Source organism: Kribbella sp. NPDC050820 (assembly GCF_040653975.1).
GTDB lineage: Bacteria > Actinomycetota > Actinomycetes > Propionibacteriales > Kribbellaceae > Kribbella.
This window is the reverse complement of record NZ_JBFAHB010000001.1, coordinates 248,557-261,257: the sequence shown is the minus strand read 5'-3', so window position 1 is coordinate 261,257 and position 12,701 is coordinate 248,557. Positions and strand designations below refer to the sequence as shown.

The window sequence follows — 12,701 nt, the reverse complement described above, 5'->3', positions numbered from 1 at the left end:
AAGCGAGGTGAAGGCGTGAGCCACTACAAGTCGAATCTGCGGGATATCGAGTTCAACCTGCTCGAGGTCCTGGGCCGGGACGAGGTGCTCGGGCAGGGCCCGTACGCCGAGATGGACGTCGACACCGCCCGTGAGGTGCTGGCCGAGATCGACCGGCTGGCCAAGCACGAGCTGGCCGAGTCGTTCGCCGAGGCCGACCGCAACCCGCCGGTCTTCGACGCGGAGGCGCACGAGGTGCGGATGCCGGAGGCGTTCAAGAAGAGCTACCACGCCTACATGGACGCCGAGTGGTTCAAGCTGGAGCTGCCGGCCGAGCTGGGCGGCCAGCCGACGCCGCCGTCGCTGCGCTGGGCCGCCGCCGAGCTGGTGCTGGGCGCCAACCCGCCGGTGCACATGTACGCCGCCGGCCCCAACTTCGCGCACGTGCTCTGGCGCAACGGCGTCGACCGCGACAAGAAGATCGCGCACCACATCATCGAGCGCGGCTGGGGCGCCACCATGGTGCTGACCGAGCCGGACGCCGGCTCCGACGTGGGCGCCGGTCGGACCAAGGCCACCCTGCAGGACGACGGCAGCTGGCACATCGAGGGCGTCAAGCGGTTCATCACCTCGGGCGAGCACGACCTGACCGAGAACATCGTGCACCTGGTGCTGGCCCGGCCGCAGGGCGTCGAGGGCGTCGGCGGCCCGGGGACCAAGGGCCTGAGCCTGTTCGTCGTGCCGAAGCACCACTTCGACCTGGAGACCGGCGAGCTGACCGGGGAGCGCAACGGCGCCTTCGTCACGAACGTCGAGAAGAAGATGGGCATCAAGGTGTCCACCACCTGCGAGGTCACCTTCGGCGACGGCATCCCGGCCAAGGGCTGGCTGCTCGGCGAGGTGCACGACGGCATCGCGCAGATGTTCCAGGTGATCGAGTACGCGCGGATGATGGTCGGCACCAAGGCGATCGCGACCCTGTCCACCGGCTACCTCAACGCACTGGAGTACGCCAAGGAGCGGGTCCAGGGCGCCGACCTGACCCAGCCGGCCAAGGACGCGCCGCGGGTCACCATCACCCACCACCCGGACGTCCGCCGCTCGCTGCTGACGCAGAAGGCGTACGCCGAGGCGCTGCGGGCGCTGGTGCTGTTCACGGCGACGTACCAGGACCGCGCCGAGCAGGCCCGGTACGCCGGTGAGCACGACGTCGTCGCCGAGGGTGTGAACGACCTGCTGCTGCCGCTGGTCAAGGGCTACGGCTCGGAGAAGTCGTGGACGCTGCTCGGCACCGAGTCGCTGCAGACCTTCGGCGGCTCCGGCTTCCTGCAGGACTACCCGATCGAGCAGTACGTCCGGGACGCCAAGATCGACACCCTGTACGAGGGCACCACGGCGATCCAGGGCCAGGACCTGTTCTTCCGCAAGATCATCAAGGACCAGGGCAAGGCGCTGGGCCACCTGGCCGAGCAGATCCAGGGCTTCGTCGCCTCCGAGGCCGGCAACGGCCGGCTGAAGGAGGAGCGCGGGCTGCTGGCGAAGGGCCTGGAGGACACCCAGACGATCCTCGGGGTGATGGGCCAGGCGCTGATGGCGAGCAACCCGCAGGCGGAGAACGGCGACCCGCGCAACATCTACAAGGTCGGCCTGAACACCTCGCGGCTGCTGTACGTGCTGGGTGACGTGGTCTGCTCCTGGCTGATGCTGCGGCAGGCCGAGGTCGCGCTGGACCGGCTCGGCGGCGAGCTGTCCCCGGCCGAGCAGGACTTCTACACCGGCAAGGTGGCCGCGGCCCAGTGGTTCGTCCGGTCCACGATGCCGTCGGTCCGCGCCGAGCGCGTCAAGGCCGAGCTCACCGACCTCGACGTGATGGACCTGCCGGAGTCCGCCTTCTGAGTTTCCCGGCTCCTCGATCACTTGCGCGGATCGGGCCGGAGGCCGGGCATTCCGGGGCAGATCGATCTGCCCCGGGTTGCCCCGCGATCTGCCCTGGTGAAGCAGCTCTCGATAGAGGAACGTTTCTGCCCGTGGCACCCAGCGACCCTGGCTCGGCTTCCCCTGTCCGAGCCAGGGCCGTGCCAGGTCGGAGTGGGGAACCTCTCGTCCACGGAGTGCGTCCGTGGTGCTGTGTCCACGTCAGGTCGTCGTACGCTGTGCGCGATGTTCGCCCGCCTGTGTCGCCTAGCCGCCCTGCTCGCCGTCCTGGCGTGCCTGCCTGTTCTTCCCGCGCGGGCCGCGACCCCGGAGCTCGCCGACCGGGTCGCCGCCGCCTGGCGGAACGACAAGATCTACGTCGACGAGCGGCTCCGCGCGATCCCCGAGCTGGACCGGGTCCGCGCGGCGGCGGCCACCGTCGACTTCGCCGTGTACGTCGCGATCGTGCCGCGGACGCCGTACACCCGGGCGAAGACGAGCGACCTGATCACGCTGCTGCAGGCTCGCGTCGGGCAGCCAGGGCTGTACGTGGTGGCGACGGCCTCGGACAGCTACTGGTTCTTTACGGACGAGTTGTACCGGCCGGCCGGGCTGAAGGGCCGCAGCCTCACCCGGGTCCAGTTGGACGACGAGCGGTACCGCGACATCGTCGACGACCGGCCCGGTCCGCGGATCGTGCGGTCGATCCAGCAAGCCGCGACCGCGTACGACGGTCGCCCGTTGCCGGCGATCCCGGCCGCCGACCTGGAGCCGGAGCGTGAGGTGCGGCGGGGCAGGTCGGCCACCGACCTGGAGGACCTGTCCACGTTCATCGGCATGGGGGCCGGCGCGCTGGCCGGTTTCGCGCTGACGCTGTGGCTCGTCCTGCGCAGGCGCGGCGGGGGACGGGACTCGACGCGCGGAGCGGCCGGCGGCGAGCCGATGACCGTGGACAAGATGCAGTTCCGGGCGGACGACTGGATCGAGCGGGCGCAGCTGGCACTCGACCGGTTGGACAAGAGGCGCGGAAAGTCGGTGAAGGTGCTCGACCAGCGCGACGACGCCTACCGTCGCCTCGACGCGGCGCGCAAACTGCGGGATGGCGAGCCCGACGACCTGCTGTCCGTGACCGGCGCCTTCGTACTGGCCCGCCAGGCCGAGCGGGGCGCGAGTGGAGCCCAGGTGCTGCCGCCGTGCTTCTTCGACCCGACCCACCGGTCCGGGACGATGACGGTCGAGTGGTCGGACGACATCGCGGTGCCCGCCTGCCAGGCCTGTGCGCGGATCGTCGGCAAGGGCGAGACGCCGTACGGTTTGCAGGTCTGGCAGCGGTCCGGCCTGCTGGGCCGCGAGCACGTTCCCTACTGGACGCTGGACCCCGAGGACAACGTCATGGTCGCGACCGGCTTCGGCGCACTGTCCGACGACCTGCCCGAGCGGGTTACTCGACTCCAGGACGGTGTCCGGTGAGGCGCCTGATCCTGTTGCTTGCAGCAACTGTTGTGTTCCTGTCCGGGACGGCGTGGGCCGCGGCCCCGGCGGATCCACGGATCACCGCGGCGACCGCCGCCTGGGCGACGCAGCCGCTGTACGTCGACCAGGACTTTGCGTCCGTGGTGGACGCGTCCCAGTCGGCGGAGCTGCTCCGCGCGATCGAGGCCGCGCCGGTCCCGGTGTACGTCGCCGTCGTACCGACCGGGGAGTGGTTCGAGGAGGAGGGCGACACCGAACTGCTGGCCGGCCGGCTCGCCGCCGCGCACGGCAAACCGGGCTTGTACGTCGTGATGGACAGCAACACGACGCACGGCGTCGAGCACGAGATCGCGGCCTGGGCGCCGTCCAGCGACTACGCGAAGGCGAAGCAATCGATGGGCAGTCAGCTCTCGGACTACCTCGCGGACGTCAAGAAGGACGACCGGTACGAGGCGAAGCCGGCCCGGACCCAGCCGCTGCCGCCGCGTCCGGAGACGACCTCGGAGCCCGAACGATTCACGGTCGGCGCCGCGATCGGCAACGGGATCGGCGGCGTCGTCCTCGGCCTGATGGGCGGCGCGCTGCTCGCCGGCGTCGTCCTCGCCATCGCGGCCATGGTGGCCCGACGACCTGGAGGAACCCGGTGAGAACCCGGCTGGCCCTGACCGTTCTGCTCACGCTGCTGGTGTCGCTGACCGCCGTCCCCGCGCGGGCCCAGACTCCGGCCGAGCGGGCGAAGGAGATCGCGACCGTGTTGGCGAAGACGCCGCTGTACGTCGACCCGGCGTACGACTCGGCCCTGCCGGACAACCTGCGCGAGGACGTGCTGGCGAAGACGAACGCGCTCGGGTATCCGGTGTACTCGATCGTGTTGCCGTTGACACCCGGCGACGCGTTCCAGGGCAAGGAGCGCAGCGCCCTCACGCTGATCATCGACGCCCTCGACCGGCCAGGGTTGTACGTGGTCGTCGACGGCGGCGGGCGGTTCCCCTGGTACGAGGCGCACGAGTTGCCGCAACTGGACGACGACAAGCTCCGTGCGGTCCGGGAGCGGGCGCTCGACGACACCGGGTACGACGCGGGGCCGACCGAGGTGCTGGCCCGGATGTACGCGCTGCTGGCAGCTCCCGCGTTGCCGCCTGCCACGACCAAGCCGACCACCCCGCGGTCGTCGTCGCGGGATGATTCGGACGAGGAGTCGGTGGCCGGCACGGTAGTGCTGTTGGTCGGTCTGGGGATCGCCGCTCTGGTCGGGCTGGGCCTGGTCATCGGCCTGCGTAGGCCGGGCTCGCGACCACAGGACCGGCCACGGCGGGAGAAGCCGTTCAGCATCCCGCCGCACGTGGCCGCGACGGTGGCCGCCGAGCGACGCCGACGGCTGGCGGGCGAGACGGCTGTCGAGCTCACCACACTGGGCTCGGACCTGGCTGCGTTACCCGCCGCCGAGGGCGAGGGGCTGCGGCACCAGCAGGCGGCGCTCGACGCGCATCAGGCCGCCGGGAAGGTGCTCGACTCGTCGGAGGATCTCGTCGACGTGGTCGGCGCGATGGTGCTGCTGGACAAGGCACGGCGGGAGTACGACGCGGCCGTGGCGGTGGCGGCCGGGCGGAAGCAGGACGCCGTACCGGCGTTGTGTGCTTTCAACCCGCTGCACGGGCGGTCGTCGGGACGGCCGACCCAGGTGGAGGCCAACGGGACGACGTTGACGCTGCCGTTGTGCGGCGAGTGCCGGCGGGCGCTGAAGCAGGGCAAGGCGCCGGCCTCGCTGCCCGGTGCCGATGGTCCCTACTGGCACGGCCACGACCTGTGGGCGCGGACTTTCTTCGGCAGCATCGACGACGATCTCGCCGATGCGGTGTCGCGGGGCGAGTACCGGCGCTGACCTCAGGCGTCCCTGAGGTGTGGTTCAGGGACGCCTCGGGGGATCTGCCGGATCCTGCGCCACCGGCCCCCGGCCTACTGTCGAGCGGACAGGACGGCCGGTCGTGGCCGGGACTCGAAGGGGCGGATGATGGCGGAGACCAAGCAGCTCGGGGCAGTGCTTCTGGTGGCCGGGGCGGCCTTGGCATTCTGGCAGTTCGGGGACCGGGACTCGACCGACGACCACGAGCTCGGCGACCGGATCAGCACGGTCCAACTGGCCGCCGAGAGCTCCGACGTCACCATCAAGGTCTCCGACGGCGACAAGACGACCGTCCAGGAGAAGCGGCACTTCTGGTTCTGGAAGCACGGGGATGCCTACTCGGTCGAGGACGGCGTCCTGAAACTCGACGGCGACTGCGGCTGGCAGTGCAACGCCGACTTCGTGGTCACCGTCCCGCGCGGGACGAAGGTGACCGGCGAGAACGGCAGCGGGGACGTCTCGATCACCGGCGTCAGCGGGGTGGACGCGCAGTCGCGGTCCGGGACGATCGAGATCAGCGACGTGACCGGCGACGTGAAGCTCGACCTGACCTCGGGTGACGTGGTCGTGAAGGACCTGACCGGCAAGCTGGATGTCAGCGCCACGTCGGGTGACATCGAGGCGTCCGGGTTGAAGGGCGGTCCGGTCACCGCCGAGACCACCTCGGGTGACCTCGAGCTCCAGTTGGCCGAGGCGAACGACGTCCGGGCGAAGGGCACCAGCAGCGACATCGAGGTGATCGCGCCGGCGGGCGGCTGGAACGTCAGCACCGAGACCCGCAGCGGCGACGTCGAGAACAACCTCGGCGACGACCCGAACGGCTCCCGCTCCATCACCGCCACCACCACCAGCGGCGACATCGAGCTGAAGACCAGGTAGAGCGTTTACGCACGGGTACCGAGTGTGCGTTCGGTGGTGTAACAGACATGCGTTGTGCATGGATTACACCGTGCGATCAGAGTAGTTTCGACGGTGAGGAAACACTTCACTAGGAGGCTCACATGAGTGAGCGAAGCGAGCTCATCAGAGAGCACAGCGCACCTCGTGTCTCATGGGCGCCCGGAGCGAAGCGAGGACGACCATGAGCATCGGTGTGGGGATCTTTCTGATGGTCGTTGGCGCCATCTTCGCCTTCGCCGTCCAGGACTCGTGGGACGCTGTCAACCTGACCGTGGTGGGCTACATCCTGATCCTCGCCGGACTGGCCGGGATCGTGCTCTCCTTCTACATCACCAACCGGCGCCGTCGGGTCGAGACCGACGCGATCGATCCGGCGATCGAGGAGGAGTACCGGGTGGTCGAGGAGCACCACCGCGACGTCAAGGAGTAGACGCTCCGGACAGCACCAGCTCGAGCCGCGTGGCACCGTCCGGGGTCACGCGGATCGGAACTCCCCAGTCCTGCCGGTGCATGTGACACGCGGGGAACTCGACTTCCGCTGAGTCGTCACACGACGCAGCCTGTACGGCGACATGCAGCACGCCGTCGCCGACCCGCTCATCGATCACGAGCCTGCGGGTGAGGTCCGTTGAGTCGCCCGTGCCTTCCAGGAGCAGGCTCTCCGGGGTCGACGACACGAGCAGCCGGGTCGACGGGCCGTAACGGTCGTCCAGCTTCTGCCCCGGCGGCGGCGTGAACACGACCTCGAGCGTGACCTCGCCGGGCGTGACGTCCATCGGTGGACGTTGTGTCCGGGTGCTGAACTCGTCCGCGGTCGCCGAGGCGCCGAGCGGGATCCGGCTCAGCCGGTGCGCGGCCGACTCGACCACCAGGAGTTCGTTGCCCACGACAACGGCACCGCTGGGCTCGGCCAGGCCGGTCGCCATCGTGTCGACCACCTCGGTGCGCGGGTCGAACCGTCGTACGGCGCCGTTGTAGGTGTCGGCGATCGCGATCGAGCCGTCCGGCAGGACGGTCACGCCGAGCGGGTGCTGTAGCAGGGCATCGCTCGCCTTGCCGTCGCGCAGGCCGAAGTCGAACAGCCCGGTGCCGACGGCCGTGTGCACCTCGGTGTCGATCCAGCGCAGCGCGGAGATCTCCGAGTCGGCCAGCCAGAGACGGTCGCCGTCGACGGCGAGTCCGCTGGTCTGCGCGAACCAGGCCTGGTCGAGCGCGCCGTCCCGCAGGCCCTCGTTGGTGGTGCCGGCGGCGACTTCGGTGACCTTGGCGAACGGGTCGAAGGTCCAGAGCTGGTGTACGCCGGCCATCGCGATCCACACCTTGTCCTGCCACCAGGCGACGTCCCACGGTGAGCTGAGGACGTCGGTGCCGTCGCCGTCCATCCACTGCTTGCCGGTGCCGACCAGGGTGGTGACGTGGCCGGTCTCCAGGTTGATCCCGCGGAGCGCGTGGTTCACGGTGTCGGCGACGACGACGTCGTACCCGAGCTCGGCGGCGACGTCGGCCGGTAGACGGGTGAGGCCGTTCGGCTCGGAGAAGGTCGCCTGGTCAGCGGGGCCGTCGGCGAATCCACGGTGGCCGGTGCCGAACCGGCGTACCACTGTGGTCGCGTCGGCGGCGAGCTCGACGATGCTGTGGTTGCCGGCGTCGGCGACCAGGAACCCGTTGTCCAGAGCAACCACCTTCGCCGGGAAGCGGAGGTCGGTGGGCTCGGGCGCCGGAGCGACGTACGGCGACTTGCCCCGCGTCAGCGTCCCCGCCTGCTCGTGCTCGGCGATCAGCTCCGCCAGCTGGGCGTCCAACGCATGGGCATGGCCCTCACCGGAGTACTGCGCGACGATGTAGCCGTTCGGATCCACGAGCACCAGCGTCGGCCAGGCCCGGGCGGTGTAGTTCTGCCAGGTGATCAGCTCCGGGTCGTCCAGCACCGGATGCCCCACCTCGTACCGCTCCACGGCGGCACGAACCGCCGCCTCCTCCCCTTCATGCGCGAACTTCGGCGAATGCACCCCCACGATCACCAGCGCATCCCCGTACTTCTCCTCCAACGGCCGCAACTCGTCCAGCACATGCAGGCAGTTGATGCAGCAGAACGTCCAGAAATCGAGCAGCAAATGACGACCTCGGAAGTCCGAGATCGAGTAGGACTTACCGCCAGTGTTGAGCCAGGCACGGCCGCGCAGCTCGGGCGCACGGACGAGCGGGCGACGTGGACCGGAGTTTGAAGCAGGAGTCACCGGTCCATTGTCGCCGATCCACCCAAGCACCCGGATCGTCGTCCGCCGACGCTGAGAGGGGCGGGCGGCACGCTCATTCTCCTGGCTCAGCAGCCCAGGTGACGGTCAGACGCTCGTCCGCGACGAACCGGGCCCCTCGCCGTCCCTGACACACGGCGACCTCATCGATCGCCAACTTCAGCAGCTCCCGCTTCTCCCGGACATCCGCCAACGACCACTTCGTTCGGATCAGGGCCGCATCTCGAAGCCAGGAGGATTCGACGACCGGCGGCGGCGCAGACGCCAAGGCATGGCGGAGATCTTCAATGCGACGAGACAGGGCCTCGTTGAGCGACAAATACCGATCGCGATCGATGAGTCGCCGTACATAGTGATCCTCGTCCAGCAACCTGCGCGATGCTTCCTCCTCGGCGAGAGCATTCTGAATCGCCGCCCTCCTCATGGCTGCCTCAGGGTCCGCCGCCGCGGTCAGGCGCGTGACAATGACTTGAAACAGCTCATCGCCGTCTCGCAGCGCTCCCAGACGATTCAGCCAGATCTCTGCAACCGCCGCGTCGAGGGCTGGCTTGTAGGCACCGCCCGGCGAGTCGCACCAGCGGCCTAGCCGGATCGACTGGCAGCGGTACGAGTTGCCCTGCCTACTACTCCGGTCCCCGATGCCCTTGCACTACAGGTCTATCAGGCCGCCGACACTCTTGGTCATCCGGGCGTCACAACTCCGCGCTCTCGACGTCAGCGCGGGAGGATGAGGGTGTCGGTGAGGAGTTTGGCGGTTTTGCGGAGGGTGGCGGGGGAGGAGGAGAGGTCGGTGGCGAGCGTGTAGGGGGTGAGGGGCTCGCCGGGGCCGACCAGGCGATGGCGGTGGGCGAGGAGCCAGACGATGGCTCTCGGCCAGGTGGAGAGGCGGGCTTTGGCGAGCAGGTCGGGGGCGTCGCGGACGAGGCGTTCGGCGATGTCGAAGGCGTCGGGGGCGTACGTCGTACCGAGGGTTTCGCCGGCCATCAGCCAGGCGTGCGGGGCGAGGACGGACAGGGTCGCGGCCTGGGACTTGTCGAGGCCGCGCAGGTCCGGCTGGGGTGGGGTGCCGAGGCCGGACAGCGCCCGGTAGGCGTCCTCGAGGTCGTTGGACGACTCGTCGAGGAAGACGCGTTCGCCCGGTTTGGAGCCGACCGGGTCGACCATGGCCGCGGCCTCCAGGGCCGGCGTCCACACGTCCACCGCGTCGACCGCCTCGTCGATCGCGTCCAGCGCCAGCTGGGTGCGGTCCCCCGCGAACTCCAGCCACGCCTTCACCACCACCGGCACCGCCTCGAAGTAGGTGCTGTCAGCAAGCACCTTGCGCGGCAGCCAGTGCGCCAGGAACAACTCCACCAGTACGGCGCTGACCCGCAGCGGACCGCCGACCGTGTGGTCCACCGCGTGGTCGATCCACAGCCGCGCGATGTCCGCGGCGTCGTCGGACAGCCCAACGGCGTAAGAGGACCTGAGGAACTCCTCGACCAGCTGCTCGCGCTGCTTCGGTGACAGCAACGGCCGGATCGGCGGGCGGATCGGGCGCTCCGGCAACTGGGTCAGCCGGTTCACCAGCAGGCCGGAGAAGAACTCGAAGTCCTCGGTCACCGGCGGGTCGTCGTAGTCGTTGGTCTCGCCGAGCGCCTGCAGGATGATGCCGGCCGCGGTCGGCGGCCGGACCGTCCGGATCGTCACCCGGCCACCGCGCTGGTACGCCTCGAGCACCCGGTCCACCGGCGGGCCGACGAACACGTCCTTGACGATCGCGCCGAGGTTGTTGTCGATGAACACCACCACGGTGTGCGGATGCTGCTCGTCGTCGTAGTCCAGCACGACGCTCAGCCCGTCGCCGGTGATGTCCTCGGAGACGATCGCGCTGGTCAGCCGGAACCCGGCGATCCGGGTCACCCACTCCGACACCCAGGGCTCGGTCCGCAACCGGGACAGGTGCGCACGCTGCAGCGGCAACCGCCCGGCCGGGCCGACCGTGCGGGCCAGACTCGTCAACAGGACAAAGGATTCCGGGTCGCGGCGCTCGCCGAGCACCCGGGCGGCGTCGGCCCAGAAGAACCGCTCCACCTCACCGATCTCGTCCGGCCGCCCGGCCGGCCACAGCTGGTCGGCAAGCATGGCGGCGGATCGCGCCACCGAGGCCTCCGCGATCACCGGGTGCAGGGCCCGCGGCGCGGCGGCGAGGTCGAGGGACAGCGTTTCCAGCAGGGTTTCCAGCACGGCGACACTCGGCGTGGTGTCGACGTCGACACCCGCTGTGGGTCCTGGGGGCGGAGCCGGGGTGGAACCGACCAGCCGCAGATGGCTTGGTCGTCCGTTCCGGCCTCGTGGTGACTTGGTCACGTCCGCGACATTACCGCCCAGCCCCAGTCCGCCGCAGGCCCCTGCGCGCGTCCTGTGGATAACTAGGTCGACACGCCGTCACCAGCCGACTGCGGCCCGTGTATCGAGTAGCACGGGCCGCAGACGCCGTACGTCAGCCCTTCAGGGCGCCTGCCATCAGGCCGCCGATGAACCAGCGGCCGAGCAGGATGTAGACGAGCAGGGTCGGGAACGACGTGATCAGCGCGCCCGCCATGCTGGCCGCGTAGTCGACCTTCTGCCCGCCCGCCAGCGCTGCCAGGCCCAGGGTGACCGGGCCGTTCTGCTGCGTGGTGAGGAACAGCGCGAACAGGAAGTCGTTCCAGACCGAGGTGAACTGCCAGATCAGCGTCACCACGAACCCGGAGATCGAGATCGGCAGGATGATCCGGCCGTAGGTCTGGACCAGACCGGCGCCGTCCACCCGGGCCGACTCGATGATCTCGTTCGGCACGATCGTGGCGTAGTAGTTCCGGAAGATCAGTGTGCAGATCGGGATGCCGTAGATGACGTGCGCGATGATCAGGGTCGGCACCCCGCGGGTGACGTCCAGCTCGGTGAACGTCGTCCGCAGCGGCAGCATCACCGCCTGGTAGGGGATGAACATCCCGAACAGGATGAACGCGAACACGATGTTCGCGCCCGGGAACCGCCAACGGGCCAGCACGAACCCGTTCATGGATCCGATCATCGACGAGATGATCGCGGCCGGGATCGCCAGCGACAGCGACCGGACCATGTACGGCTGCAGCACGTCCCAGGCCTTGCTCCACGGCTCCACCGTCCAGACCTGCGGCAGGTTCCACTGCGCGGCGGCGGTGGTGTCGCTGGACGTCTTGAAGCTGCCGACCACCACGACGTACACCGGGATGAGGACGAACAGCAGGAAGAACAGCAGCAACAGGTACTTGACCGATCGGCTGAGCCGGGTCGTCCCGTCGGCGCTGGTCCGTGGCTTCCGGCGAATCGCTGTCGCGGTGGTGCCGGTGGCCGCTTCCGTGGCGGTCATTCGTTGGACTCCTGCCGGACCGTGTACGCGACGTACGGAATGACGAGTACGGCGACGACCGCGAGCATCACGATCGCGATGGCGGCCGCCTTGGCCTGGTCGCCGCGCAGCAAGGTGTTCCACAGGTAGATCGAGGGCACCTCGGTGCGGAACTGGTTCGGCCCGGTGATCGCGTAGATCAGGTCGAACAGCTTCAGCGACATGTGGCCGAGGATGATCAGCGCCGACAGCGCGATCGGCGACAGCTGCGGGAAGAGCACGTGCCGGTACAGCTTGAACTCCGAGGCGCCGTCGACCCGCGCCGCCTCGCGCAACTCCGGCGGGATCCCCCGGAAGCCGGCCAGGAACAGCGCCATGATGTACCCGGACAGCTGCCAGACCGCCGGCAGCGCGATGGCCGCCATCGTGGTCCATCTGCTCCCGGCGGTCCACCAGGAATTCTCCAGGAAGTTCAGCTGGAGTAGATGGAACAGCCGGTTCAGCCCGCGGGCGTCGTCACCCTGGGACGGGTTCAGCAGCCAGCCCCAGACGACCCCCGAGGCGATCATCGAGATCGCCATCGGGAACAGGAAGATCGACCGGAACACGCCCTCGCCGGTGACCCCCTTCTCCAGCAGCAGCGCCCAGATCAGGCCGAAGATCAGCGTGCCCACGATGAACAGCACCGTGAGCACGCCGAGGTTCTTCAGCGAGTTGAGGAACCGGTCCTCGTTGAACAGGTTCGTGTAGTTCTCGAACCCGACGTAGTCGACCGAGCCGCCTCGGCGCGCGGTGTGCCGGTCGGTCATCGACGTGTTGAACGTCCACGCGATCAGCCCGTACACGAAGTACCCGAGCAGCAACACAGTCGGCAGCAGCACCAGGGCTCCAGGACCCCAGGTGCGAATTCTCCCGTGCATGC

General features: G+C 69.2%; 11 protein-coding genes. 6 read left to right on the top strand and 5 right to left on the bottom strand.

The genetic code is table 11. The features are described from left to right. Positions 1 to 15 precede the first annotated feature (15 nt). From AB0H36_RS01315 to AB0H36_RS01290, 6 genes are all read left to right on the top strand, one after another. Complete coding sequence (locus AB0H36_RS01315; RefSeq protein WP_360514486.1) at positions 16 to 1,875, top strand: acyl-CoA dehydrogenase; 1,860 nt, start codon at positions 16 to 18, stop codon at positions 1,873 to 1,875. Positions 1,876 to 2,139: 264 nt separating this feature from the next. Further along, on the top strand, positions 2,140 to 3,363 hold the full coding sequence (locus AB0H36_RS01310) for a hypothetical protein (RefSeq protein WP_360514483.1): 1,224 nt from the start codon (positions 2,140 to 2,142) through the stop codon (positions 3,361 to 3,363). Then, on the top strand, positions 3,360 to 4,013 hold the full coding sequence (locus AB0H36_RS01305) for a hypothetical protein (RefSeq protein ID WP_360514480.1): 654 nt from the start codon (positions 3,360 to 3,362) through the stop codon (positions 4,011 to 4,013). Before AB0H36_RS01310 ends, AB0H36_RS01305 begins: the two co-directional genes overlap by 4 nt. After that, positions 4,010 to 5,248, top strand: coding sequence for a hypothetical protein (locus AB0H36_RS01300; protein WP_360514477.1), 1,239 nt, complete (start codon positions 4,010 to 4,012; stop codon positions 5,246 to 5,248). Before AB0H36_RS01305 ends, AB0H36_RS01300 begins: the two co-directional genes overlap by 4 nt. A 129-nt stretch (positions 5,249 to 5,377) precedes the next feature. Continuing rightward, positions 5,378 to 6,148, top strand: coding sequence for a DUF4097 family beta strand repeat-containing protein (locus AB0H36_RS01295; RefSeq protein ID WP_360514474.1), 771 nt, complete (start codon positions 5,378 to 5,380; stop codon positions 6,146 to 6,148). A gap of 202 nt (positions 6,149 to 6,350) precedes the next feature. Then, a complete protein-coding gene (locus AB0H36_RS01290) occupies positions 6,351 to 6,599 on the top strand; it encodes a DUF6458 family protein (RefSeq protein ID WP_360514471.1) in 249 nt (82 codons plus the stop codon). On the opposite strand, the gene AB0H36_RS01285 is transcribed toward AB0H36_RS01290, so the two are convergent. The 5 genes from AB0H36_RS01285 to AB0H36_RS01265 form a co-directional block, all read right to left on the bottom strand. After that, positions 6,589 to 8,406: an NHL domain-containing thioredoxin family protein gene (locus AB0H36_RS01285; RefSeq protein ID WP_360514468.1), complete on the bottom strand. Its 1,818-nt coding sequence runs from the start codon at positions 8,404 to 8,406 to the stop codon at positions 6,589 to 6,591. The genes AB0H36_RS01290 and AB0H36_RS01285 overlap by 11 nt on opposite strands. 73 nt (positions 8,407 to 8,479) lie before the next feature. Beyond that, entirely contained in the window at positions 8,480 to 8,848 is a 369-nt protein-coding gene (locus AB0H36_RS01280) for a hypothetical protein (protein WP_360514465.1), read from the bottom strand. 290 nt (positions 8,849 to 9,138) lie between these two features. Then, positions 9,139 to 10,773 carry a hypothetical protein gene (locus AB0H36_RS01275; RefSeq protein ID WP_360514462.1) on the bottom strand — a complete coding sequence of 545 codons (1,635 nt, stop codon included), beginning with the start codon at positions 10,771 to 10,773 and terminating at the stop codon, positions 9,139 to 9,141. A 133-nt stretch (positions 10,774 to 10,906) separates the two neighbouring features. After that, complete coding sequence (locus AB0H36_RS01270; protein ID WP_360514459.1) at positions 10,907 to 11,800, bottom strand: carbohydrate ABC transporter permease; 894 nt, start codon at positions 11,798 to 11,800, stop codon at positions 10,907 to 10,909. Beyond that, the gene (locus AB0H36_RS01265; RefSeq protein ID WP_360514456.1) at positions 11,797 to 12,699 is read right to left on the bottom strand and encodes a sugar ABC transporter permease; all 903 of its coding nucleotides are present in this window, start codon (positions 12,697 to 12,699) and stop codon (positions 11,797 to 11,799) included. The genes AB0H36_RS01270 and AB0H36_RS01265 overlap by 4 nt, the downstream gene beginning before the upstream one ends. Between the last annotated feature and the right edge of the window lie 2 nt (positions 12,700 to 12,701).